Annotated in this window: 23 protein-coding genes; 12 read left to right on the top strand and 11 right to left on the bottom strand. The window is 68.7% G+C overall.

Annotated features, from left to right (window positions below; translation table 11 throughout):
* Positions 1-33: 33 nt before the first annotated feature.
* The 5 genes from C3492_RS22835 to C3492_RS22815 all read left to right on the top strand — a co-directional run bounded on the left by C3492_RS22835 (position 34) and on the right by C3492_RS22815 (position 3,740).
* Positions 34-411, top strand: coding sequence for a phage holin family protein (locus C3492_RS22835; protein ID WP_103813609.1), 378 nt, complete (start codon positions 34-36; stop codon positions 409-411).
* A 4-nt stretch (positions 412-415) separates the two neighbouring features.
* Positions 416-907 (top strand): low molecular weight protein-tyrosine-phosphatase, encoded by a 492-nt coding sequence (locus C3492_RS22830; RefSeq protein ID WP_103813608.1) that lies wholly within the window; start codon positions 416-418, stop codon positions 905-907.
* The gene (locus C3492_RS22825; protein ID WP_103813607.1) at positions 904-2,052 is read left to right on the top strand and encodes a cystathionine gamma-lyase; all 1,149 of its coding nucleotides are present in this window, start codon (positions 904-906) and stop codon (positions 2,050-2,052) included. Before C3492_RS22830 ends, C3492_RS22825 begins: the two co-directional genes overlap by 4 nt.
* Positions 2,053-2,264: 212 nt before the next feature.
* The gene (locus C3492_RS22820; RefSeq protein WP_103813606.1) at positions 2,265-3,170 is read left to right on the top strand and encodes a LysR family transcriptional regulator; all 906 of its coding nucleotides are present in this window, start codon (positions 2,265-2,267) and stop codon (positions 3,168-3,170) included.
* Positions 3,171-3,257: 87 nt separating this feature from the next.
* On the top strand, positions 3,258-3,740 hold the full coding sequence (locus tag C3492_RS22815; RefSeq protein WP_103813605.1) for an NUDIX domain-containing protein: 483 nt from the start codon (positions 3,258-3,260) through the stop codon (positions 3,738-3,740).
* Positions 3,741-3,804: 64 nt separating this feature from the next.
* Here C3492_RS22815 and C3492_RS22810 read toward each other — a convergent pair whose 3' ends face one another.
* The gene (locus C3492_RS22810; RefSeq protein ID WP_103813604.1) at positions 3,805-4,437 is read right to left on the bottom strand and encodes an HAD family phosphatase; all 633 of its coding nucleotides are present in this window, start codon (positions 4,435-4,437) and stop codon (positions 3,805-3,807) included.
* A gap of 149 nt (positions 4,438-4,586) precedes the next feature.
* Here C3492_RS22810 and C3492_RS22805 point away from each other — a divergent pair, with 149 nt between their 5' ends.
* Complete coding sequence (locus C3492_RS22805; RefSeq protein ID WP_103813603.1) at positions 4,587-5,453, top strand: GNAT family N-acetyltransferase; 867 nt, start codon at positions 4,587-4,589, stop codon at positions 5,451-5,453.
* Between the two features lie 78 nt (positions 5,454-5,531).
* Here C3492_RS22805 and C3492_RS22800 read toward each other — a convergent pair whose 3' ends face one another.
* The gene (locus C3492_RS22800) at positions 5,532-5,951 is read right to left on the bottom strand and encodes a heme-binding protein (RefSeq protein ID WP_103813602.1); all 420 of its coding nucleotides are present in this window, start codon (positions 5,949-5,951) and stop codon (positions 5,532-5,534) included.
* Positions 5,952-6,049: 98 nt separating this feature from the next.
* Positions 6,050-7,258, bottom strand: a complete 1,209-nt coding sequence (locus tag C3492_RS22795) for an MFS transporter (protein WP_103813601.1) — start codon at positions 7,256-7,258, stop codon at positions 6,050-6,052.
* A gap of 144 nt (positions 7,259-7,402) precedes the next feature.
* On the opposite strand from C3492_RS22795, the gene C3492_RS22790 reads away from it, so the two are divergent.
* Positions 7,403-7,861 carry a MarR family winged helix-turn-helix transcriptional regulator gene (locus tag C3492_RS22790; RefSeq protein ID WP_014673743.1) on the top strand — a complete coding sequence of 153 codons (459 nt, stop codon included), beginning with the start codon at positions 7,403-7,405 and terminating at the stop codon, positions 7,859-7,861.
* Between the two features lie 9 nt (positions 7,862-7,870).
* Entirely contained in the window at positions 7,871-8,323 is a 453-nt protein-coding gene (locus tag C3492_RS22785) for a GNAT family N-acetyltransferase (RefSeq protein WP_103813600.1), read from the top strand.
* A 66-nt stretch (positions 8,324-8,389) separates the two neighbouring features.
* On the opposite strand, the gene C3492_RS22780 is transcribed toward C3492_RS22785, so the two are convergent.
* Both C3492_RS22780 and dnaB read right to left on the bottom strand, forming a co-directional pair.
* Positions 8,390-9,775, bottom strand: coding sequence for a serine hydrolase (locus tag C3492_RS22780; protein WP_103813599.1), 1,386 nt, complete (start codon positions 9,773-9,775; stop codon positions 8,390-8,392).
* A 106-nt stretch (positions 9,776-9,881) separates the two neighbouring features.
* Positions 9,882-11,360 (bottom strand): replicative DNA helicase, encoded by a 1,479-nt coding sequence (gene dnaB, locus C3492_RS22775; protein ID WP_103813598.1) that lies wholly within the window; start codon positions 11,358-11,360, stop codon positions 9,882-9,884.
* Positions 11,361-11,841: 481 nt separating this feature from the next.
* Between dnaB and C3492_RS22770 the strand changes: the two genes are divergently transcribed.
* Positions 11,842-13,179 (top strand): MATE family efflux transporter, encoded by a 1,338-nt coding sequence (locus tag C3492_RS22770; RefSeq protein WP_103813670.1) that lies wholly within the window; start codon positions 11,842-11,844, stop codon positions 13,177-13,179.
* 178 nt (positions 13,180-13,357) lie between these two features.
* On the opposite strand, the gene rplI is transcribed toward C3492_RS22770, so the two are convergent.
* The 4 genes from rplI to rpsF form a co-directional block, all read right to left on the bottom strand.
* Positions 13,358-13,804, bottom strand: coding sequence for a 50S ribosomal protein L9 (gene rplI, locus C3492_RS22765; RefSeq protein WP_030640106.1), 447 nt, complete (start codon positions 13,802-13,804; stop codon positions 13,358-13,360).
* Positions 13,805-13,822: 18 nt separating this feature from the next.
* Positions 13,823-14,059, bottom strand: a complete 237-nt coding sequence (rpsR, locus tag C3492_RS22760; protein WP_003949403.1) for a 30S ribosomal protein S18 — start codon at positions 14,057-14,059, stop codon at positions 13,823-13,825.
* An 82-nt stretch (positions 14,060-14,141) separates the two neighbouring features.
* Positions 14,142-14,720 (bottom strand): single-stranded DNA-binding protein, encoded by a 579-nt coding sequence (locus tag C3492_RS22755; protein WP_014673749.1) that lies wholly within the window; start codon positions 14,718-14,720, stop codon positions 14,142-14,144.
* Positions 14,721-14,800: 80 nt separating this feature from the next.
* On the bottom strand, positions 14,801-15,091 hold the full coding sequence (rpsF, locus tag C3492_RS22750) for a 30S ribosomal protein S6 (RefSeq protein WP_014673750.1): 291 nt from the start codon (positions 15,089-15,091) through the stop codon (positions 14,801-14,803).
* Positions 15,092-15,364: 273 nt separating this feature from the next.
* Between rpsF and C3492_RS22745 the strand changes: the two genes are divergently transcribed.
* The 3 genes from C3492_RS22745 to C3492_RS22735 all read left to right on the top strand — a co-directional run bounded on the left by C3492_RS22745 (position 15,365) and on the right by C3492_RS22735 (position 18,035).
* Positions 15,365-15,679: a hypothetical protein gene (locus C3492_RS22745; RefSeq protein ID WP_103813597.1), complete on the top strand. Its 315-nt coding sequence runs from the start codon at positions 15,365-15,367 to the stop codon at positions 15,677-15,679.
* Positions 15,680-15,799: 120 nt separating this feature from the next.
* Positions 15,800-16,918 carry a peptidoglycan bridge formation glycyltransferase FemA/FemB family protein gene (locus C3492_RS22740; RefSeq protein WP_103813596.1) on the top strand — a complete coding sequence of 373 codons (1,119 nt, stop codon included), beginning with the start codon at positions 15,800-15,802 and terminating at the stop codon, positions 16,916-16,918.
* 85 nt (positions 16,919-17,003) lie between these two features.
* Positions 17,004-18,035 (top strand): alanine racemase, encoded by a 1,032-nt coding sequence (locus tag C3492_RS22735; RefSeq protein WP_030640115.1) that lies wholly within the window; start codon positions 17,004-17,006, stop codon positions 18,033-18,035.
* Between the two features lie 156 nt (positions 18,036-18,191).
* On the opposite strand, the gene C3492_RS22730 is transcribed toward C3492_RS22735, so the two are convergent.
* Together C3492_RS22730 and C3492_RS22725 are read right to left on the bottom strand one after the other, a co-directional pair.
* Entirely contained in the window at positions 18,192-19,745 is a 1,554-nt protein-coding gene (locus tag C3492_RS22730) for a glycosyltransferase family 87 protein (protein ID WP_181140501.1), read from the bottom strand.
* A 129-nt stretch (positions 19,746-19,874) separates the two neighbouring features.
* Positions 19,875-22,178, bottom strand: a complete 2,304-nt coding sequence (locus C3492_RS22725; protein ID WP_103813594.1) for a transglycosylase domain-containing protein — start codon at positions 22,176-22,178, stop codon at positions 19,875-19,877.
* Between the last annotated feature and the right edge of the window lie 753 nt (positions 22,179-22,931).

The following is a 22,931-nucleotide window of genomic DNA, read 5'->3' as shown; positions in this document are numbered from 1 at the left end:
CCAGGGTCCGCCCGGTCTGCCACGATCAGACACATGAAGAATTTCGTAGTCAAGACGATCGCCAACGCGGGCGCTCTGGCGGTCGCGGTATGGCTGCTCGACAAGATCACCCTGACGGGTGACAGCACCGCCAAGAAGGCCGGCACGCTGATCGTCGTCGCGTTGATCTTCGGCCTGGTGAACTGGTTGGTCAAGCCGGTCGTGAAGGTGCTCACCTTCCCGCTGTTCATCCTGACACTGGGCCTGATCACCCTGGTCGTGAACGCGCTGATGCTGCTGCTGACCTCCTGGGTGTGTGGCAAGCTCGACCTGAGTTTCCATGTGGAGGGCTTCTGGACGGCCGTCGTCGGCGGTCTGATCGTCTCCGTGGTCTCCTGGGCGCTGCACGTCGTCCTGCCCGACGAGGACTGAGCGCATGGCCTACCGCGTCTGTTTCGTCTGCACCGGTAACATCTGCCGCTCCCCGATGGCCGAGTCCGTCTTCCGCGCGCGCGTGGCGGAGGCCGGGCTGGAGGACCTGGTGACGGTCGACAGCGCCGGCACCGGCGGCTGGCACGAGGGTGAGCCCGCCGACCCGCGTACCGTCTCCGTCCTGGAGGAGCACGGCTACGACAGCGAGCACGTCGCCCGCCAGTTCCTGCCGTCGTGGTTCGCCCGTCTCGACCTGGTGATAGCCCTCGACACCGGCCATCTCAAGGCCCTGCGCCGCCTCGCGCCCACCGAGGAGGACGCGCGCAAGATACGCCTGCTTCGCTCCTACGACCCCACCGCCGGTGACGACCTCGACGTGCCGGACCCGTACTACGGGGGCCGGGACGGCTTCGAGGAGTGCCTTGAGATGGTGGAGGGGGCGAGCACCGGTCTGCTCGCCGCCGTACGGGACGAACTGGAAGGACGGGCCGCATGAGCGACGCCACGAACAACGAGGGCCGCGTCGGCGACGGCACGCGCGCGGTACGGGCGGGACTGCCGGAGCCCGCCAAGAACGAGCCGACCCTGCCCGGACCGGTGTTCGCGGCCCACTTCCACCTGCCCGGCGAGGTCTCGGGACCGTATGCGTACGGCCGTGACGACAACCCGACCTGGACGCTGCTGGAGCGGGCCGTCAGCGAGCTGGAGGCACCCGGACGGGAGGACGCCGAGACGCTGGTCTTCGCCTCCGGCATGGCGGCGATCTCCGCCGTGCTGTTCTCGCAGCTGCGCGCCGGGGACGCGGTCGTGCTGCCGTCCGACGGCTACCAGGTGCTGCCGCTGGTCGGCGCCCAGCTGGAGGCGTACGGCGTCGAGGTGCGCACCGCGCCGACCGGCGGGGACGCCCAGCTGGAGGTGCTCGACGGGGCGCGGCTGCTGTGGATCGAGTCGCCGTCCAACCCCGGACTCGATGTCTGCGACATCCGGCGCCTGGCCGGGGCGGCCCACGCGCGTGGTGCCCTGGTGGCCGTCGACAACACCCTCGCCACCCCGCTCGGCCAGCGCCCGCTGGAACTGGGCGCCGACTTCTCCGTGGCCAGCGGTACCAAGCAGCTCACCGGCCATGGCGATGTCCTGCTGGGTTACGTCACCGGCCGCGACCCCGAGGCGATGGCCGCCGTGCGCCGCTGGCGCAAGATCGTCGGCGCGATCTCCGGGCCCATGGAGGCGTGGCTCGCACACCGGTCCGTCGCCACGCTCCAGCTGCGCGTCGACCGGCAGAACGCCACCGCCCTCGCCGTCGCGGAGGCGCTGCGGCAGCGGCCCGAGGTCTCCGACCTGCGCTACCCGGGCCTGCCCGACGACCCCTCGCACAAGATCGCCGCGCAGCAGATGCGCCGCTACGGCTCCGTCGTCTCCTTCACCCTGCCCACGCGCACGCGTGCCGAGCGTTTTCTGGCTGCCCTGCGGCTGGTGGAGGACGCTACGAGTTTCGGCGGGGTGCGGTCCACGGCCGAACGCCGCCGCCGCTGGGGCGGAGACGCCGTCTCGGAGGGCTTCATCCGCATGTCCGTCGGCGCGGAGGACCCCGAGGACCTGGTGGCAGACGTGCTGCGCGCCCTGGACGAGTCCGCCGAGTAGCGTCCGCGTCTCCCGTCGCTGTCGTCAGGACGGTCCGAGCCTCCCCCCTCGTGGCTCGGACCGCCTGCGGCTTTCCTGGGAAAGACCGTGCGAACCAGGCTAGTTGACTCTGCGTCAGTGTCCAATCACGCTAACGACAGAGACCTATCGACTTATTTATAGTTGGTGCCTGCCTGGGGGCCGGAGGAGGCAGCGACAGGGGAGGGCGTGCCATGGATCTGGCCTTGCTGCGGACCTTCGTCGCCGTGCACAGAGCCGGCTCCTTCACCCGCGCCGCCGCTCTGCTCGGCCTCTCCCAGCCTGCCGTCACCTCGCAGATACGCACGCTGGAGCGGCAGCTCGGCAGACCGCTGTTCCTCCGCCAGGCGCGCGGAGTGACCCCGACGACCGTCGGCGACGAACTCGCGCACAGGGCCGCACCGCATCTCGACGCCTTGGTGGAGATAGCGGAGAGCGGCCTGGACGACGAGTCCTCGTCACGGACGCTGCATCTGGCCGGGCCTCCGGAGTTCACCGCCGAACGCGCTCTGCCGGCGCTCAGCGAGCCGACCGGCGACGACAGCCGGAGCTTCACGCTACGGGCCTCCTTCGGGACGACCGAGGAAGTACTGGAGGGGCTGGCCTGCGGCCTTCATGATCTGGCCATCAGCACGGCGTGGCCGCGCGGGGCGCTGCTCACCGCCACTCCGCTCTGCGACGAGGAGCATGTGCTGGTCGCCGCCCCACGCTGGGCGGAGCGGATCGGCTCGGACGCCCTGCGACTGAAGGGCGCCCCGGCCCTGGAAGACCTGCCCCTCGTCGAGGTCCACGAGTCGCTGCCGTTCGTCTCACGCTACTGGGCCTCCGTCTTCGACTCCCGCCCGGCCGCCACGGGCACGGTCATCGTCCCGGATCTGCGGGCCGTGCTCTCCTGCGTCGTCGCCGGGGCCGGACTGGCGGTGCTGCCCCGCTACCTGTGTGCCCTGGCGCTGGAGGACGGCACGGTCGTCACCCTGCACGATCCGGTGGTCCCGCCACTGCGTACGTACTTCCTGGTGGTGCGGACCGGCACGCTCGCCCTGCCCCATATCGCCCGGGCCCATGAGGAGCTCCAGCGCGCCGCCACGGCTTGGGGCTGACACCGCCCGCACGGGGTGCACGCACTGCGGTCATGTCGTGGCACTTTGCGATGTTTCACGTGGAACCAGCCGGGCCACATTTCTCCCATGACCGTCCGACCCGTGGTCAAGCGCACCGCCCGTGCCGTTCTTCTGGACGGTGACGACCTGATCCTGATCAAGCGCACCAAGCCTGGTGTCGATCCCTACTGGGTCACCCCCGGTGGCGGAGTCGAACCCGGGGACTCGACCGTCGTGGATGCCCTCCACCGCGAGGTCGAGGAGGAACTCGGCGCCAAGATCACCGACGTGGTGCCGTGTTTCGTGGACACGGTCGAGCACATCGGTGAGGACGGCGGCGCGACCGGGGTGAAGGTGCAGCACTTCTTCGTCTGCCGGCTGGAGTCCATGGACCCCTCCCTGCGTCACGGCCCCGAAGTGGACGAGCCGACCGGTGAGTACGAGATCGTCCGCATCCCGTTCACCCGCGTCGGCATCGCCTCCGTTCACCTCGTCCCGCTGTCCCTGCGCCACTACCTGGACGGGAACATCGAAGGGGTACGGGCCATGCACGCCCCTGACCTCGGCTAGGCCATTTCCATGGTGTGCCCTCGCCTCGAACAACGGGGCTGAGCTGAGCGGCGACGTCGGTCCATTACCGGGCCGGTCCGGCCAATTCATAGGCATCCCACAGATCCCGTCCCCTGTACGAGTGGGTCGCCAGTCCGGCCAGGTGCGCATCGGCGTTGACCGCCACGGAAACAGGTACGGCAGCGAACAACTCCTTGTCCGACGACGAGTCGCCGTACGCCACACAGTCGGCTCGTGCCACCCCGAACTCCGCGCAGAGCCGGTTCGCAATGGTCACCTTGGCCGCTGCGCTGAGCGCCCCGGAGGGGTCGACGGGCTCGGTGAACGGCACGGCCGGGAAACGCGACCCATGCGCCGCGTGGGCACCCCAGTCGAGGAGGCGTTCCACGAAGAAGGAGGGTGAGAGAGACACCACCGCGCAGTACTCGCCCGCGCTTCTGATCGCTGCCCAGACTTCACGGATACGGGCCAGCCAGGGAGCCGCCTCGAACGCGGCCCGCACATGCTCCTCGGTCAGGTCCGCCCACAGGTCGTACACCTCGGCCGCGTACTGCGGCGGACCGATCCGGCCCTCTGCGATCGCACGGTCCAGTGCCACCGTCTCTGTCTCCAAGCCCAACTGGCGTGAAATCTCCACTGGAGCGGTGGTTCCGTGCAGCAAGGTGCCGTCGAGATCGAAGAGATGAAGTCTCGCCATGACCCGAGGCTAGTGGGTTGCCGATGTTTCACGTGAAACACGCAGAGCTGTCCACGGGCTATGCACGGGGCCACGAGATGGCCAAAAGCACGTACGTCACCGTCGAAACGGGTGGACGGCGGGGGTGCCGGTCGGACAGCCTGACCTGCGTGCCAACTCCTTCCCTCACCGCTCTACCCATTCGCCGTCTGACGCTTCGCGATCTCACCGCCTGCGCCGACCTGTCCGAAGACCGGGGGTGGCCACGCGAGGAACACAAGTGGGGCTTCCTTCTCACAGCCGGGAAGGGCTTCGGCATCGACGACCCCGAGGGCGGCCTCGTCGCCGCGTGCGTGGTCACGGAGTACGGCGCGTGGGGGCGGCCGGATCTCGCCGCCATCGGCATGGTTCTGGTGGCCGAACGTCACGCCCGCCGGGGCGTTGGGCGCCGTCTGATGCGGCATGTCGTGTCCAGCATGGGGACGACTCCCCTGACTCTGCACGCCACGCCGTACGGCCGTCCTCTGTACGAGGAGCTGGGCTTCAAGGTGACGGCCCGGGCGGAGATGCTGATGGGCCACTTCACCCCCGGCGGCGGGGATCCCGAGGTCGCCACCCGCGCCGCCACCGCAGAGGATCTCCCGGCGATCCTGCGCCTCGACGAGGAGGTGTTCGGCGCCGACCGCACCTCTCTCATCACGCGCCTGCCCGCCTTCGCCGATCAGCTCCGGGTGGCCGAGGAGGGCGGCCGCCTTATTGGCTACACCGCCGCGTGGCCCAACATGGACACCCATGTCGTCGGTCCGCTGATCGCCCGGGACACGGAGACCGCCAAGGCACTGATCGCCTCGCTGGCGGCCAACACGGACCGTCCGCTGCGGACCGACATCGATGTGCGCCATGAAGAGCTGCTGACCTGGGCGAAGGAGCGCGGCCTAGCCTCCGTGGCCTTCAACTCGGTGATGGCCTGTGGCATCACCGAACTGCCGGGGGACTGGACCCGGCGGTTCGCACCGCTGACGGTCGCCGCGGGCTGAGTCCTCGTACGACGCGGGCCGGCCCCGCCGCTCGAAGCGGCGGGGCCGGTGTCATGAGGTCCGGGCTGTCTCTGTGGCTCAGGCGAGCGCCTGCACGGCCGCGGCGGCGAAGCCATGGTCCTGGTCGGGAGCACCGCCGCCGACACCGATCGCGCCGACCAGCCGGCCGTCACGGTGGACCGGGATGCCGCCCGCGATGAAGAGCAGGGGCCGGTCGAGCGCCGTGGGGAGGGTGTGGAAGAGGCCGCCGGGCTGGACGGCGTCGACGAGGTCGGCGGTGGGCGCGTTCAGCTGAAGAGCCGTGTAGGCCTTGCGGGTGCTGGTCTCGCCGGAGATCAGCACGGCACGGTCGTCCCGGCGGAAGGCGAGCAGGTGGCCGCCGGCGTCCAGGACCGTGACGCTGACGGCGACTCCGGTGTCCTCGGCCGCCCGGCGGGCGGTGGCGACCAGCAGCTCGGCGTCCTCGATGGTGAGCGGGGCGACGGCGGTGGTGGTCATGGAGGTGTCTCCTCGGGTGGGGCTGTGGTGGGTGCTTGCCGTACCGGGAGAGCCCCGGTACGGAGGTCTGTGGGGTGAGGCGCCCGGACTGCGGGCGCTCAGTGGTGGACGGGCGTCCGCTGCTCCGCCACTGTGCCGGAAGCGGTCACGGTCCCGCGGGCGCCATCACGGCGCTCCAGGGCCGCCGAGAGGAAGGCGAGGACCAGAGCGGCAGCGGCGAGGGCAGCGCCGACCCAGTTGGGGGACGTGTAGCCGAAACCGGCCGCGATCACGAGGCCGCCGAGCCAGGCGGACAGGGCGTTGCCCAGGTTGAAGGCGCCGATGTTCACGGCCGAGGCGAGCGTCGGGGCGCCGTGCGCCTGGTCGAGGACGCGCTTCTGCAGCGGCGGCACGGTGGCGAAGCCGAGGGCGCCGATCAGGGCGATGGTCACCGCGGCCGCGATCTTGTTGTGGGCGGTGAGAGTGAAGAGCGCCAGAACGACGGCCAGGGCGCCCAGGGAGACGTACAGCATCGGCATCAGGGCGCGGTCGGCGAACTTGCCGCCGATGAGGTTTCCGCCCACCATGCCGAGGCCGAACAAGACCAGCAGCCAGGTGACCGAGCCGTCGGCGAAGCCGGCGATGTGGGTCATCATCGGGGCGATGTAGGTGATGGCCGCGAAGACACCACCGAAGCCGAGGACGGTCATCGCCATGGCCAGCAGGACCTGGGCGTTCTTGAAGGCGGCCAGCTCATGGCGCAGGTGGACGCCCTCGGGCCGCGGCAGCTCGGGAACGAGCTTGGCGATACCGGCGAGGCCGACGACACCGAGGGCCGCGACGATCCCGAAGGTGACGCGCCAGCCGGCGCTCTGCCCGATGAACGTGCCCAGCGGGACGCCGACGACGTTGGCGATGGTCAGACCGGTGAACATCATGGCGATGGCGCCGGCCTTCTTGTCGGGCGCCACCAGGTCGGCGGCGACGACCGAGCCGATGCCGAAGAAGGCACCGTGGGCGAGCGAGGCCACCACGCGTCCGATCAGCATGACCGCGAAGACCGGGGCGACGGCCGAGAGCAGGTTCCCGGCGATGAACAGGCCCATGAGCAGCATGAGCATCCGCTTGCGCGGGACCTTGGTGCCGAGCACGGTCATCAGCGGGGCGCCGATGACCACGCCGAGCGCGTAGCCGGTCACGAGCAGGCCCGCCGTGGGGATGGAGACCCCGAAGTCGCCCGCGACCTCAGGCAGCAAGCCCATGATCACGAACTCGGTCGTTCCGATTCCGAAGGCCCCGATCGCGAGGGCCAGAAGCGCGAGAGGCATGAGAGGGGTACACCTTCCGAGACGATTGCAGGAGCGCGTTGCGTTCGTTCACAATAGTTGCAGACGCGGGCTAAATGCAAGCGACGTCTATTGCGACAGTGCTCTACTCTTGATGGAGTCACTCCGGGACGGAGGAAAACGCCAATGACAGCGACGGACCCCGCGCTCACCGCCCTCGCGCAGGGCTGGTGCGCCCTTTCTGCGCTGCACGGACGGATCGAGGCGCACATCGAGCGCGCTCTGCAGGCCAAGCACGACCTGAGCGTCCGTGAGTACTCACTGCTGGACGTCCTCAGCAGACAGCACGAAGGCGAGGGTGGGCACCTGCAGATGAAGCAGGTCGCCGACGCGGTCGTGCTCAGCCAGAGCGCCACCACCCGCCTGGTGACCCGGCTGGAGGACCGCGGACTGCTGGAGCGCTACCTGTGCCCCACCGACCGGCGCGGCATCTACACCAACGTCACCCCGGCGGGTCTGCGGCTGCTGGAGGAGGCACGGCCCACCAATGACGCCGCCTTGCGCGAGGCCCTGGACAGCGCCGCCCAGAGCCCCGAACTGGCGCCGCTGGTGCGGGTGGTGGAGTCCCTGAACGTGCCCGCGTAGGGTGCGCCCATGGACGATCTTGAGATACGTGCCGCGACCGCCGACGACCTCCCGGCGATCGTGGCGATGCTCGCCGACGACCCGCTCGGGGCCCAGCGCGAGTCGCCCGGCGATCTCACGCCGTACCGGAAAGCGCTGGAACTCCTCACCGCCGACCCCAACCAGCATGTCGTCGTCGCCGTACGCGAAGGCCGTGTGATCGGGACTCTCCAGCTGACGATCATCCCCGGGCTTTCGCACAAGGGGGCCACTCGTGCGCTCATCGAGGCCGTGCGCATCCACGCCGATGAGCGGGGCAGCGGGCTGGGCAGCCGGCTGATCGAGTGGGCGATCGACACCTCGCGACGGCTCGACTGCCAGATGGTCCAGCTCACGTCCGACAAGACGCGGACCGATGCGCACCGTTTCTACGAGAGGCTGGGCTTCACCGCCTCACACGAGGGCTTCAAGCTGCGCCTTTGACGATGGCCCGAAGAACGGAACAAGGGGGGTGTTTCACGTGAAACACACCCCTTGTGCGGATCGGGGCTAGCCGATGCCCCGCCACCCCTCCGGCGCCACGCCACCGGGCACCGGGGCCTCGGGGTGGTACGGCTGACGGGTGAACACGAATGAGCCGAGATCCAGATGGCTCACCGACCCGTCCGGGCGCCGTTCGGGCCGCAGCAGCTCACCGGCGTAGTAGCCCTCCAGGCCCGTCCAGGTGCCGTCGTCGTTCGCACGGAAGCGGGCCCTCCGTCCGCCACCCGCCAGTGGCGCCAGCGCGAGCAGGCCGTCGGCGGTCGCACGCAGGCCGAAGGCATGGGTGCCCCAGTACCACTGACCCACGAGCTCCAGCATGGCCGGGTCGACCTCCCTCAGCGGCCGCCAGGGCTCGGGGATGCGCGGCTCCGCCTCCGCGACAATCCGGACGAGGTCCGCTCCCACGGCGCCCAGCAGCGGACCGCTGGTGCAATTGGCGAGTACCACCGCGGCCACGTCGTCCTCCACGCTGATCGTGAGGTTCGCCAGAAAACCCGGCAGGGAACCGGAGTGCCCGACGAGCAGCCGGCCGTCACGGCACTGGATCTGCATGCCCAGCCCATAGGTGGCCCCGTCCACCACATCCGCGGCCTCGGCGGGCGCCGCCGGAGTGCGCATCTCCCGGACGGACTCCGCACTCAGGACCCGCTCGTCTCCCCGGGCCAGAAAGGCGGCGAACCGTGCCAGGTCCCCGGTGGTCGACCAGAGCTGGCCGGCCGGTGCCATCCGGCCCAGGTCCTCCGCCGGCTCGGGAAGCATCGCGTCGGCCCACGGGTGCACCGCCCATCCGCCCGCATGCGGGGGTTCCGGCTGCGTGCTCGTCCTGTGCAGGCCCAGCGGCTCCAGGATCTCCGCGCGCAGCACCTCCTCCCAGGGGGCGCCGCGCAACTCTTCCACCAGGGCGCCGAGAAGCGTGTAGCCGGGGTTGGAGTAGTGGTGCCGTCGGCCGACGGGATGCAGGTGGGGCTGTTCTCCGAGCACATCGCTCAGTTCGGGCCGCAGGGAACCGGGCGTCCGTTCCCACCAGGGCGCGGGCGATTCGGCCGCCAACCCCGCGGTGTGCGCGAGCAGTTCCGCGATCGTCGCCTCCCCCGCGCCGGTGCCCGGCAGATGTTTCTCCAGCGGGTCGCCGAGATCGAGGACGCCCTCGTCCCGCAGCCGCATCACCAGCACGGCGGTGAAGGTCTTGGTGATGGATCCGATCCGGTACTGCACGGTCTCGTCCGGTCCGTGCCCGTCCACCGAGGTCCGTGCCCCGTGCCAGACGGCCTGCCCGTCCCGTACCACCGCGGCGACCAATGACGGAGCCCGTCCTTCGGCCTGCGCGACGGCGATCCGGTGGAGCAAGGCCCTGCGGGTGGCGGGGAGGAGCACTTCCTGAGTTCTCGTCATGGGCCCAGTCCACCTGGTGCGGAGGCAGGCGTCGAATGCATTTGCCGTGCTCCCCCGGCCGGGCCCGCCGGCACCCCCGCCCATAGCCGCGGACGTGTCCGGTGGGTCAGGTCTGGGCCATGTCCACGAAACGCGAGTAGTGGCCCTGGAAAGCGACCGTGATGGTGGCCGTCGGACCGTTTCGGTGCTTGGCGACGATCAGGTCAGCCTCGCCCGCGCGCGGGGACTCCTTCTCGTAGGCATCCTCACGGTGCAGCAGGATGACCATGTCGGCGTCCTGCTCGATGGAGCCGGACTCACGCAGGTCGGAGACCATCGGCTTCTTGTCGGTGCGCTGCTCGGGACCACGGTTGAGCTGCGAGAGCGCGATGACCGGGATCTCCAGCTCCTTCGCGAGCAGCTTGAGGTTACGGGACATGTCCGAGACCTCCTGCTGACGGCTCTCGGCGCGCTTGGAGCCACCGGACTGCATCAGCTGGAGGTAGTCGATGACGACCAGTTTCAGGTCGTTGCGCTGCTTCAGGCGCCGGCACTTGGCGCGGATCTCCATCATCGACAGGTTCGGGGAGTCGTCGATGTACAGCGGCGCGGCCGACACGTCCGGCATGCGGCGGGCGAGTCGCGTCCAGTCCTCGTCGGTCATCGTGCCGGACCGCATGTGGTGCAGGGCGACCCTGGCCTCGGCGGACAGCAGACGCATGGCGATCTCGTTGCGGCCCATTTCGAGCGAGAAGATGACGCTCGGCAGGTTGTGCTTGATGGAGGCGGCCCGCGCGAAGTCCAGGGCGAGGGTCGACTTACCCATGGCGGGACGGGCCGCGATGACGATCATCTGGCCCGGGTGCAGCCCGTTCGTCAGCGAGTCGAAGTCCGTGAACCCCGTGGGCACACCCGTCATCTCGCCGCTGCGCGAGCCGATCGCCTCGATCTCGTCGAGAGCGCCTTCCATGATGTCGCCGAGCGGGAGGTAGTCCTCACTGGTGCGCTGCTCGGTGACGGCGTAGATCTCGGCCTGGGCGCGGTTGACGATCTCGTCCACGTCTCCGTCGGCCGCGTATCCCATCTGCGTGATGCGCGTACCTGCCTCGACCAGGCGGCGCAGAACGGCCCGCTCATGGACGATCTCGGCGTAGTACTCGGCGTTGGCCGCCGTCGGCACGGTCTGGACGAGGCTGTGCAGATACGCGGCGCCGCCGACCTTGTTGATCTCACCACGTTTGGTGAGTTCGGCGGCGATGGTGATCGGGTCGGCCGGCTCACCCTTGGCGTAGACGTCCAGGATGGCCTGGTAGATCGTCTCGTGCGCGGGCTTGTAGAAGTCGTGGCCCTTGAGGATCTCGACGACATCTGCGATGGCGTCCTTGGACAGCAGCATGCCGCCCAGCACGGACTGCTCGGCGTCCAGATCCTGTGGCGGCACCCGCTCGAAGGACGAACCCCCGCCGTCCCAGGTGCCGTTCTCCCGGCCCCGGTCGTGCTGCTCGTCACGACCCCGGCCGACGTCACCGCGCCGACGGGAGGCCGGCAGACGATCACTGGGCCCACTGTCGGCCCACGGATCGTCCAAGGGCTCGGAAATGCTCACCGAGCCACCTCCTCCCGTCCGCACGGCGGACCTCGCCGTGTCCTCTGTTGTACGGCACGACACTGACAAATAAGACGCCCAACTCCGGTTCATGCGCGTCGGGTTTGTGACGGTTCCCCGGCCCGAAGAAGGACACCTTCGGAGCCCGGTGAGGGAGCGGGCGCCGGACCACCGTAGGCCCGTCGGCACCGTCAGCCAATCTGGTTATCCACAGGCCATGTGGACGACGGCCCGGATGCTGTGGAGAACTCGGCGAAACCTGTGCACGACCCGGTGGAAAGCCCTGTGAACAAGCCCTCGATCCCACCGAAACCAAGCCTCTGACCTGCACATTTACGATCCACCGGCTGTGCAGAGAAAAAACTTCCCCAGTCGGGCCAAGATCGCTTCGAACGGCACCCGAAAGGACACGACCCGCGATTCAAAGTAAGGGCCACTCGCCGGTTGCATCGCTTACCTGTGGACGATTACATTGATGCTCATGACACAGGCTCCAGAGATCCCCAAGGCCGCCCTGCGTCGGCACGACCGAGAGATCGTCGCGCTGGCCGTCCCGGCCTTCGGCGCCCTCGTCGCCGAGCCTCTCTTCGTCATGGCGGACAGTGCGATCGTCGGCCATCTCGGGACCGCTCAGCTCGCCGGTCTCGCCGTCGCCTCGGCGCTCCTCACCACCGCCGTGAGTGTCTTCGTCTTCCTCGCCTACGCCACCACGGCCGGCGTGGCCCGCCGCGTCGGCGCCGGTGATCTCCCGGCAGCCATCCGTCAGGGCATGGACGGCATCTGGCTGGCGTTGCTGCTCGGTCTCGCCGTCATCGCTGTCGTGCTGCCCCTCGCGCCCGGCATCGTGGACCTCTTCGGCGCGTCCCCGACCGCGGCCCCCTACGCCATTACCTATCTGCGCATCTCCGCGCTGGGCATCCCGGCCATGCTCATCGTCCTGGCCGCAACCGGAGTGCTGCGCGGCCTGCAGGACACTCGGACCCCGCTCTACGTCGCTGTCGCGGGATTCATTGCCAACGCCGTCCTCAACGCGGGGCTCGTCTACGGCGCCGGGCTCGGTATAGCCGGTTCTGCCTGGGGCACGGTCATCGCCCAGTGCGGCATGGCGGCCGTCTATCTGACCGTCGTCGTCCGTGGGGCCCGCCGACACGGCGCTTCTCTCCGGCCGGACGCCGCCGGTATCCGGGCCTCGGCTCAGGCCGGCGTCCCTCTGCTGGTCCGCACGCTGTCCCTGCGGGCGATTCTCATGATCGCCACGGCGGTGGCGGCCCGTCTCGGTGACGCCGACATCGCCGCGCATCAGATCGTGCTGTCCCTGTGGAGCCTGTTGTCCTTCGCACTCGACGCGATAGCGATCGCGGGACAGGCCATCATCGGCCGCTACCTCGGAGCGGACGACGCTCAGGGAGCCCGGGAAGCCTGCCGCCGCATGGTCCAGTGGGGCGTCGCGACCGGAGTTGTGCTCGGTCTCCTCGTGGTGGCCGCACGACCGCTCTTCCTGCCGCTGTTCACCGGCGACTCCCTGGTGAAGGACGCCGCTCTGCCGGCCTTGCTGCTCGTGGCGCTGTCGCAGCCCATCTGCGGCGTCGTCTTCGTCCTCGACGGGGTCCTCATGGGCGCGGGGGACGGCCCCTATCTGGCCTGGGCCATGGTCGTCACCCTGTTGGTGTTCGCTCCGGCGGCCCTGCTTGTTCCCACGTTCGGCGGCGGACTCACCGCCCTGTGGGGCGCGATGACGTTGATGATGGCAGTCCGGATGCTGACCCTGTGGCTACGGACCCGCTCGGGCCGCTGGATCGTGACCGGCGCGACCCGCTGACCGTTTCACGTGAAACACGCTGCCATCCCGTTGACGGCAGCCCGGTCATGGAAGGCCTTGAGATCCACACCCATGCGGGCCACGTCCATGCTGGCCACGTCCACGGGAAAGGGGCCGCACCCAATGAAGGATGCGGCCCCGTTCACCGGCTCAAGCGAGCACGGCGATCACGCGGCGATCAGGCCGCGACGACCTCGACGTTGACCTTGGCGGCAACCTCGGGGTGCAGACGCACGGACGTCTCGTGGGCGCCCAGGGTCTTGATGGGAGCGGACAGCTCGATGCGGCGCTTGTCGACCTCGGGGCCACCGGAAGCCTTGATCGCGGACGCGATGTCGGCCGGGGTGACGGAACCGAAGAGACGGCCGGCGTCGCCGGAGCGGACGGCCAGACGGACCTTCACGCCTTCCAGCTGAGCCTTGACCTGGTTGGCCTGCTCGATGGTCTGGATCTCGTGGATCTTGCGAGCGCGGCGGATCTGCTCGACGTCCTTCTCGCCACCCTTGGTCCAGCGGATAGCGAACTTCCGCGGGATCAGGTAGTTGCGAGCGTAACCGTCCTTGACGTCGACGACGTCGCCCGCGGCACCGAGGCCGGAGACCTCGTGGGTGAGGATGATCTTCATGAGTCGGTCACCCTTCCCTTAGCGAGCGGTGGACGTGTAGGGCAGCAGCGCCATCTCACGGCTGTTCTTGACGGCCGTGGCGACGTCACGCTGGTGCTGCGTGCAGTTGCCGGTCACGCGGCGGGCACGGATCTTGCCGCGGTCGGAAATGAACTTCCGCAGCATGTTCGTGTCCTTGTAGTCCACGTACGTGACCTTGTCCTTGCAGAAAGCGCAGACCTTCTTCTTCGGCTTGCGCACAGGCGGCTTCGCCATGGTGTTTCTCCTGTGTGATCAAGAAGTTGGGATACGACCCGCCCTCGACCCGGACCGGCCCGGAAGGGCCTGGCCCGAGGGCTTAGAAGGGGGGCTCGTCCGAGTAGCCGCCACCGCCGCCGGAGCCTCCGCCCCAGCCGCCGCCACCCTGGTTGCCACCGGCGGGAGCGCCGGTCGCCCAAGGGTCGTCGGCCGGAGCGCCGCCGCCCTGCTGGCCGCCACCGGGGCCACCGCCCCAGCCGCCGCCACCCTGGCCGCCACCGCCGCCGTAACCGCCCTGGCCACCGCGAGCGCCACCGGCGGTCTTGGTGACCTTGGCCGTGGCGTTGCGCAGGCTGGGGCCGACTTCCTCGACGTCCAGCTCGTAGACCGTGCGCTTGACGCCCTCACGGTCCTCGTAGGACCGCTGCTTCAGCCGGCCCTGCACGATGACGCGCATGCCTCGCTGGAGCGACTCGGCGACGTTCTCCGCCGCCTGGCGCCAGACCGAGCAGGTCAGGAAGAGGCTTTCGCCGTCCTTCCACTCGTTCGTCTGGCGGTCGAAGGTGCGGGGAGTGGACGCGACGCGGAACTTCGCGACCGCCGCACCGGACGGGGTGAAGCGCAGCTCGGGGTCGTCGACAAGATTGCCGATGACCGTGATGACGGTCTCGCCTGCCATGGGGGAACCTCTCGGCGGGTTTGCTGCTCTGGCTGCTTGTTGCTGCTACTCGAATCCCGAGATCAGCTGAGCGGGAAAGCTCAGTGGGTCTCGGGGCGGAGGACCTTGGTCCGGAGGACCGACTCGTTCAGGTTCATCTGGCGGTCGAGCTCCTTGACGACCGCAGGCTCGGCCTGCAGGTCGATGACCGAGTAGATGCCCTCGGGCTTCTTCTTGATCTCGTAGGCGAGACGACGACGGCCCCAGGTGTCGACCTTCTCAACCTTGCCGCCGCCGTCACGGACGACGGACAGGAAGTTCTCGATCAGCGGGGAGACAGCGCGCTCCTCGAGATCGGGGTCGAGGATGACCATCACCTCGTAGTGACGCATGTGGAACCCACCTCCTTTGGACTCAGCGGCCACGGTCGTTCCGTGGCAGGAGGGTTGTGATGCGTACGCAACGGTATCGGCCACCACTGACAATCGGGGTTCCTTCAGGGAAGCCGGCAGTGTGACCTGGGCAGGTCTGGGCAGACACCAGTGCAGACGGTACAGACTACCCGCACACACGCTTCCGGTTGAAATCCGGCCGTCGACCCCGACAATCTGTACACATCGGGTGTGTACGGCGCTACGATGCGCCGCCTTCCGCAGGAGGTGCCCATGGCACAGGCATTGCGACCCAACACCGCCGGTTCCCTCTTCGCCACGGACGGCAAGCCCCATCCGCTTCAGGACACCCTGATGGCGGTGACGTTCGTCCTGGGCCTGCTGTCCTTCATCACGTCCTTCTTCCACAGCCTTCACCTGCTGACCTCGTGGACAGGCCTGGTGGCACTGGCCACGGGCGTGTACGGACAGTGGATCTCGGTGACCACGCGGCAGCGGTTCGGTCTGATCCTGGGTCTCGGCGCCGCCGGAGTCGGTTTCCTGATCGGCATGGCCCATGGCGGCCTGTTCGGCGGGGTCATCAGCTGACCCCACCGGGCTCAAAGCCCCGTACGCCCAGTCGGGGCGCTCGCAAGGCGCAGTAGGCTTCGGCGCGAGAGCCGGAGCCCCTGTACCCATGGGGACACACCAGCCCGAGGAGCGCCCCGAATGAGCCTGACCCTGAGGACCATCAGTCGCGAGCAGCATCTGGCCTTCATCCAGAGCCTGCCGGCGGCGAGCCACATGCAGGTCCCGGCCTGGGCAGATGTGAAGGCGGAGTGGCGTTCGGAGAACCTCGGCTGGTTCGACAGGAGCGGCCAGCTGGTCGGCGTGGGCCTGGTCCTCTACCGCCAGCTGCCCAAGATCAAGCGCTACCTCGCCTACCTGCCCGAGGGCCCGGTCATCAACTGGTACGCGCCGAACCTGGACGACTGGATCCAGCCGATGCTGGCGCACCTGAAGCAGCAGGGTGCCTTCTCCGTGAAGATGGGCCCGCCGGTGATCATCCGCCGCTGGAACGCCGACACGATCAAGAAGGGCATCCAGGACCCGGACGTCAAGCGTCTGCGCGACCTGGAGGCCGACTTCATCGAGCCGCGCGCCTTCGAGGTGGCCGACAAGCTGCGCCGCATGGGCTGGCAGCAGGGTGAGGACGGCGGCGCCGGCTTCGGCGACGTGCAGCCCCGCTACGTCTACCAGGTGCCGCTGGCCAACCGCTCCCTGGAAGAGGTCCACAAGAACTTCAACCAGCTGTGGCGCCGCAACATCAAGAAGGCCGAGAAGGCCGGCGTCGAGGTCGTCCAGGGCGGCTACCAGGACCTGCCCGAGTGGCAGCGGCTGTACGAGATCACGGCCGTCCGCGACCACTTCCGGCCCCGCCCGCTGTCGTACTTCCAGCGCATGTGGACGGCCCTCAACACCGAGGACCCCAACCGGATGCGGCTGTACTTCGCCCGCCACAACGGGGTGAACCTCTCGGCAGCGACGATGCTGATCGTCGGCGGGCACGTCTGGTACTCCTACGGCGCCTCCGACAACATCGGCCGCGAGGTCCGGCCGTCCAACGCCATGCAGTGGCGGATGCTGCGCGACGCCTACGCGCTCGGCGCCACCGTCTACGACCTGCGCGGCATCTCCGACTCGCTGGACGAGACCGACCACCTCTTCGGCCTCATCCAGTTCAAGGTCGGCACCGGCGGCCAGGCCGCCGAGTACCTCGGCGAGTGGGACTTCCCGCTGAACAAGCTGCTCCACAAGGCGCTCGACATCTACATGTCGCGCCGCTGAGCCGCGCGGGCGTTTGATTCCATTGCCTTCACAGCTCTCACACCTCTGATCCACCGCAGCCACGAGAAAGGTTCCGGGTCCGGCCATGGCGCTCACGCTCTACGTCGACACCGCGCGCTGGCGGGCGCACCACAAGCACGTGCAGGAGCAGTTCCCGGGACTCGTCCCGGTCTGCAAGGGCAACGGCTACGGCTTCGGGCACGAACGGCTGTCGGAGGAGGCCACACGGCTCGGTGCCGACCTGCTCGCCGTCGGCACCACCTACGAGGCCGCACGCATCAAGGACTTCTTCAGCGGTGACCTGCTGGTGCTCACGCCGTACCGGCGTGGTGAGGAGCCGGTCCCGCTGCCCGACCGGGTCGTCCGCTCGGTCTCTTCGATCGACGGCGTGTACGGCCTCGTGGGCGCCCGTGTCGTCATCGAGGTGATGTCCTCGATGAAGCGGCACGGCATCAGCGAGCACGACCTGCCCCAGCTGCACCAGGCCATAGAGAACGTCCGGCTGGAGGGCTTCGCCATCCATCTGCCGCTGGACCGCACCGACGGTTCGGACGCCGTCGAGGAGGTCATCGGCTGGATGGACCGGCTGCGCGCGGCGCGGCTGCCGCTGCACACGATGTTCGTCAGCCACCTCAAGGCGGACGACCTGGCACGGCTCCAGCAGCAGTTCCCGCAGACCCGGTTCCGCGCCCGCATCGGCACGCGGCTGTGGCTGGGGGACCACGACGCCACGGAGTACCGCGGTGCCGTCCTGGACGTCACGCGCGTGGCGAAGGGCGACCGGTTCGGCTACCGGCAGCAGAAGGCGGCCTCGGACGGCTTCCTGGTGGTCGTGGCGGGCGGAACGTCGCACGGGGTGGGTCTGGAGGCTCCGAAGGCCCTGCACGGCGTCATGCCGCGCGCCAAGGGCGTCGCCCGGGCCGGGCTCGCCACGGTCAACCGGAACCTCTCCCCGTTCGTCTGGGGCGGCAAGCAGCGCTGGTTCGCCGAGCCGCCGCACATGCAGGTGTCGATCCTGTTCGTGCCCTCGGACGCCCCCGAGCCGAAGGTCGGCGACGAACTGGTGGCCCATCTGCGGCACACCACGACCCAGTTCGACCGTCTCGTGGACCGCTGAGCCCGTCCAGAACGCCGAGAAGGCCGTATCCGGTGCTCCCGGATACGGCCTTCTGTGTGCACCGCCCCCGCGGGACGCACGCTCGCCGTGCCGTGTGCCGATGCGGTGTGGGGCGTGTGGCCTGTGGTGTGCCGATGAGGCCTGGAGCGTGTTCGCTCAGAGCGAACGTTCGTCGTGGGCCAGCGTCTCCGGCCGACCCCAGTCCACCTGAGGCCCCTCGAAGTCGGTGGCGTGGCGCGGCGGATGGGATGCCGCGCCGAGCACGAACACGTCCTCTGCGCCGTCGAGCACGCCGCCCGACGGATCGTCGTCGCCGGACCGGCGCACCACGTCCCGCTCCGGCATGAGGATGTCCCGTACGACCATGGCGCACAGGTACAGCGTGCCCAGCAGGTGCACGACGATCGCCCAGTGGTAGCCCTGCGTGGGCAGGCCCTTGTGGGCGTCTCCGCTGGTCGTGTAGGCGAGGTACAGCCAGATGCCCAGGAAGTACGCCACCTCGCACGCCTGCCAGATCAGGAAGTCCCGCCACTTGGGCCGGGCGAGGACCACCAGCGGCACCAGCCACAGGACGTACTGGGGGGAGTAGACCTTGTTGGTGAGGACGAAGGCAGCCACCATCAGGAAGGCCAGCTGGGCGAAGCGCGGTCGGCGCGGGGCGGTGAACGTCAGCGCGGCGATGCCGAGGAAGCACAGCACCACGAGCACCGTGGCGGCGGTGTTGACGAACTCGGTGGTGGGCGGACTGCTGGAGTTCTGCGCCCAGATCAGCCAGAAGGAGCCGAAGTCGACGCCGCGCTCCTTGCTGAAGGTGTAGAACTTCGCCCAGCCCTCACGGATGTGGAAGCCCGTCGCGTCGTGCGTGATCATCACGGGCAGGTTCACCACGAGCCAGGCGACCACCGCTCCGCACACGGCCTGGAAGAACGCGCGCCACGCGCCCGCCCGCCAGCACAGCACCAGCAGCGGCCCCAGCAGCAGCACGGGATACAGCTTGGCGGCCGTGGCGAGCCCCAGGAGGACACCGAAGGCGACGGCGCGGCCCCGGGACCACATCAGCATCGCGGCGGCCGTCAGCGCCACGGCCAGCAGGTCCCAGTTGATGGTCGCGGTCAGCGCAAGGGCGGGTGCCAGGGCGACCAGCAGACCGTCCCAGGGGCGCCGGCGGTGGGTACGGGCCACGCACACGGCGATGACGGCGGCGCACACCATCAGCATCCCGGCGTTGACGAACCAGTACCACTGCTCCTGGTGCTGGATGCTGCCGCTGTGCGGGGTGAGCCAGGAGGCCACTTCCATGAACAGGCCGGTGAGCACCGGGTATTCGAGGTAGTCCATGTCGCCGGGGAGCTTGTCGAAGTACGGCACGAGATGGTCGGCGAACCCGCGACCCTGGTAGAGGTGCGGGATGTCCGAGTAGCAGGCGTGCGTGTACTGACTGCTCGCTCCGAAGAACCAGCCACTGTGGTAGCAGGGCGCCTTCTGGACCAGGCCGAGGGCGAACATGCCGATCGCCACGAGCGCCACGACCCGCACGGGGGTCCACCAGGAGGCCCCCAGCAGGGCGTGCCGCCCCAGAGGGCCGCCGATCAGCTCACTGCCGGCGGCGGCGACCTCGTCCTCCCTGGTCGGCTGCACCGGCTCGGCCGCGACGGACCGCACGGACTCGGGCTCGTGCATGCTCGCGGGCGTCATCTCTGCACTGGGCATGGGGCACATCCTGCCGTACCTGGGTGGGAAAACACCGAGGGCCGCCGCACCTGGTGGGTGCGGCGGCCCATGTTTCACGTGAAACACCCTCGGCGGGCGATATGGCCGCCAACCGGTCAGATCACCGGGCTAGCCGGTCTGGCCCCCGAAGAAGCCCCCGTTGCCGTTTCCTCGGGTGGTACCGGTGCCGGTCGTGTCCGTGACCGTGGGTGACGGCGACTCGCCTCCGCCCCCGTCGACACCACCCGTGTCCACGCCTCCGGCGCCATTGCCGTTGCCTCCGCCGGTTCCATTGCCGTTGCCGTTGCAGTTCGGGTCCCAGCCGAGCTGGCAGGACTGGCTCGGCGTCGGTGACGGTGAGGTGGTCGTCTTGCTCGGCGTCGGGCTCGGCGAGTCGCTCGGCGTCGGGCTGGGCGTGATGGTGACGCTCGGGGTCGGGGAGGGAGCGCCCACCTCGTCCTGGACCTTGCCGATCTCGGTGGGGTCCGGGAAGCCCGGGTCGTTCTTGCCCTTGAGCGCTTCCTTCATGTACTCGGTCCACACCTGCGTCGGGATGTCACCACCGTGGATGGAGTCCACACCCGCCGTTCCGTTCATGGACAGCAGCTCATGGTCCTTGGGGTTCTCGCGGAACATCGCGACCGAGGTCGACAGCTGCTGGGTGTAGCCGACGAACCAGGCCGACTTGTTGCTGTCGGTGGTACCGGTCTTGCCGGCGGCGGTACGTCCCAGGGCCTTGGCGTTCTGGCCCGTACCGTTCTGGATCACGTTCTCCAGGGTGTCCGTGACGTTGTTGGCCACGTTCTCCGGCATCGCCTGCGTCCGCTTGGGTTTGGTGAAGCCCCGCAGCTCCTGGCCGTCCTTCTTGACGCTCGTCACCGAGTACGGATCCGTGTGCTGGCCGGACGCGGCGAACGTCGCGTAAGCGTCGGCCATACGGATCGCGCTCGGCGTCGAGGTGCCGATCGCGAAGGACGGGTTGAGGTCGGCGAAGCTTGCGTCGAGGATGCCGGAGGCCTTCGCGACGTCTCGGACCTTCGTCATCCCCACGTCCATCCCGAGCTGCACGAACGGCGTGTTGATGGACTGCTCCATGGCCTTGCGCAGCGTGATGTAGCCCCAGGGCTTGGGACCCTCGTTGCGCTGGTAGAAGACCGAGCCGTCCTTCTTCAGGACGTAGCTTCCGTCCTGGTTCCTCACCTTGAGTTTGTCGTTGCCGTTGTACTTGCTCAGCGGCGAGATGCCCTCACCGTCGGACTTGTAGGTGCCGTACTCCATCGCCGCGGCCAGCACGAACGGCTTCCACGTCGAACCGACGGGGACACCGGAGGTGTCGGCGTTGTTGGTGAAGTGTCCGTTCTCGTACCCGTCACCGCCGTAGAGCGCGACGATCGCACCGTCCTTCGGCACCACCGATGCCGCGCCGAACTGGACGTACTTGTCCAGATCACGGTGCTTCGGGTCGAGGTGTTCCCTCTGGACCTTCTTCACGGCCGCGCTCAGGGCGTTGACGCTCTTCTTGTCGAAGGTCGTGTAGATCTGGTAGCCGCCCTGGTCGAACTGCGCCTCGGTAATGTCGGAGTGGTTCAGGACGTACTTCTTGGCCGTGTCGACGAGGTAGCTGATCTGGCCGGTCATACCCTTGGTCGCCTTGCGGTCCTGGGGCTCGGGGTACTTTCTCTTGGCCAGCTGGTACTGGTCGTCCGTGAGGTGCTTGTCCTTGTGCATCTCGCTGAGGATCCAGGCCCAGCGCTTCTCGGAACGCTCCCGGTTGTCCTTCGCGTTCGCCGACGGGTCGAGGTCCGCGTTGCCGGCCGGGTCGTAGTACGTCGGACCCTTCAGCAGCGCCGCCAGGAAGGCGCACTCGCTCGGTTCGAGGTCGAGCGCGTCCTTGCCGTAGTAGGTCCGCGCGGCGGCCTGGATGCCGTAGGCGCCGCGACCGTAGTACGAGGTGTTCAGGTAGCCCTGCAGGATCTGCTTCTTGTCGAGCTTCGTGCCCACCTTTATGGAGATGAACATCTCCTTGAACTTCCGGGTGACCGTCTGTTCCTGGCTCAGGTAGGTGTTCTTCACGAACTGCTGGGTGATCGTCGAGCCACCCTGCGTCTGACCGCCCCGGGCCATGTTCGCCAGGGCGCGGGCGATACCCATGGGATCGACGCCCGAGTCGTCGTAGAAGCTCTTGTTCTCCGCCGAGATCACGGCCCACTGCATGGCCTCGGGGATCTTGTCGATGGTGACGTTCTGCCGGTTCACCCCGGTGCCCGTCGCCACCATCTGGCTGCCGTCGGCCCAGTAGTAGACGTTGTTCTGGGACTTGGCCGCGTCGTTCTCGTTCGGGATCGAGACCATCGCGTAGCCGACACCGACCATCACCACCAGGCTGCCGACGAAGCCGATGAACAGCCCGCTCACCAGCTTCCAGGACGGCACCCAGCGTCGCCAGCCGTACTTGCCGGCCCTCGGGTAGTCGATGAACCGCTTCTTGCCGGGTGCGGTCGTCGCGCGGCCGCCGCCGCGCCCGGGACCGGTCGGCCCGCCCGGGCCGCCGCGTCGGCCGCCGGCGTTGTCGGCCGCTCTGCGTCGGCCACCTCTCTGCGCGGCACGGCGGGCCTCGGCACGGCCGCCGTAGGAACGCTCCTCACTTCCCGGGTCAGTGGACTCCGACCCCGGGGAACCTGACCCATAGGAGTCGGCAGGGGACCCGGTGGCGCCTCGCGGTGCCGCACGGCGGCCGGAGGACGGACCGGACTGGCCGCGTCGGGCAGCGGCACGTCCGCCTCCCTGCGGCTGCGGCGGTTTGCGACGGTGCTCGCTCATCGAACGATTACTCCTCGGGCAGGCGCACCCGTGCGCGCCTGGAACGGCGGCTGATTTCCGGTCCCCCCGAAATACGGATGTGGTCGGTCCTGCATTCACCCGTACTGCACCGGGGACGACGACGCTCCCCAGGCATCACGCGGTTCCCGGTGGTGTGCATGCCGCACAGACTACGCACCACCAAAACGCGCCGAGCTCCGAAGTTCACCCCAAATCAGGCAAGTTGCCTCCAACGAAACAGTGATGTGATCCCGTTCACCACCGTCCCTCTTGTCGCGTGCGGTAGGCCGTTCTATCGTGCTGATGTATCGAGTCGATACATCAGCACGAGATAAAGACGCTGCCAGGCGGTGCGAGACCTGCGGG

The organism is Streptomyces sp. Ru62 (assembly GCF_002920615.1).
Lineage (GTDB): Bacteria > Actinomycetota > Actinomycetes > Streptomycetales > Streptomycetaceae > Streptomyces.
Note: the sequence above shows the minus strand (reverse complement) of the source record. Positions and strands in the feature narration are given on the sequence as shown.

Coding starts and splice junctions, on each gene's coding strand:
- C3492_RS22835 (WP_103813609.1), top strand. CDS start 34: ATGAAGAATTTCGTAGTCAAGACGATCGCCAACGCGGGCGCTCTGGCG.
- C3492_RS22830 (WP_103813608.1), top strand. CDS start 416: ATGGCCTACCGCGTCTGTTTCGTCTGCACCGGTAACATCTGCCGCTCC.
- C3492_RS22825 (WP_103813607.1), top strand. CDS start 904: ATGAGCGACGCCACGAACAACGAGGGCCGCGTCGGCGACGGCACGCGC.
- C3492_RS22820 (WP_103813606.1), top strand. CDS start 2,265: ATGGATCTGGCCTTGCTGCGGACCTTCGTCGCCGTGCACAGAGCCGGC.
- C3492_RS22815 (WP_103813605.1), top strand. CDS start 3,258: ATGACCGTCCGACCCGTGGTCAAGCGCACCGCCCGTGCCGTTCTTCTG.
- C3492_RS22810 (WP_103813604.1), bottom strand. CDS start 4,437: ATGGCGAGACTTCATCTCTTCGATCTCGACGGCACCTTGCTGCACGGA.
- C3492_RS22800 (WP_103813602.1), bottom strand. CDS start 5,951: ATGACCACCACCGCCGTCGCCCCGCTCACCATCGAGGACGCCGAGCTG.
- C3492_RS22795 (WP_103813601.1), bottom strand. CDS start 7,258: ATGCCTCTCGCGCTTCTGGCCCTCGCGATCGGGGCCTTCGGAATCGGA.
- C3492_RS22790 (WP_014673743.1), top strand. CDS start 7,403: ATGACAGCGACGGACCCCGCGCTCACCGCCCTCGCGCAGGGCTGGTGC.
- C3492_RS22785 (WP_103813600.1), top strand. CDS start 7,871: ATGGACGATCTTGAGATACGTGCCGCGACCGCCGACGACCTCCCGGCG.
- C3492_RS22780 (WP_103813599.1), bottom strand. CDS start 9,775: ATGACGAGAACTCAGGAAGTGCTCCTCCCCGCCACCCGCAGGGCCTTG.
- C3492_RS22770 (WP_103813670.1), top strand. CDS start 11,842: ATGACACAGGCTCCAGAGATCCCCAAGGCCGCCCTGCGTCGGCACGAC.
- rplI (WP_030640106.1), bottom strand. CDS start 13,804: ATGAAGATCATCCTCACCCACGAGGTCTCCGGCCTCGGTGCCGCGGGC.
- rpsR (WP_003949403.1), bottom strand. CDS start 14,059: ATGGCGAAGCCGCCTGTGCGCAAGCCGAAGAAGAAGGTCTGCGCTTTC.
- C3492_RS22755 (WP_014673749.1), bottom strand. CDS start 14,720: ATGGCAGGCGAGACCGTCATCACGGTCATCGGCAATCTTGTCGACGAC.
- rpsF (WP_014673750.1), bottom strand. CDS start 15,091: ATGCGTCACTACGAGGTGATGGTCATCCTCGACCCCGATCTCGAGGAG.
- C3492_RS22745 (WP_103813597.1), top strand. CDS start 15,365: ATGGCACAGGCATTGCGACCCAACACCGCCGGTTCCCTCTTCGCCACG.
- C3492_RS22740 (WP_103813596.1), top strand. CDS start 15,800: ATGAGCCTGACCCTGAGGACCATCAGTCGCGAGCAGCATCTGGCCTTC.
- C3492_RS22735 (WP_030640115.1), top strand. CDS start 17,004: ATGGCGCTCACGCTCTACGTCGACACCGCGCGCTGGCGGGCGCACCAC.
- C3492_RS22730 (WP_181140501.1), bottom strand. CDS start 19,745: ATGCCCAGTGCAGAGATGACGCCCGCGAGCATGCACGAGCCCGAGTCC.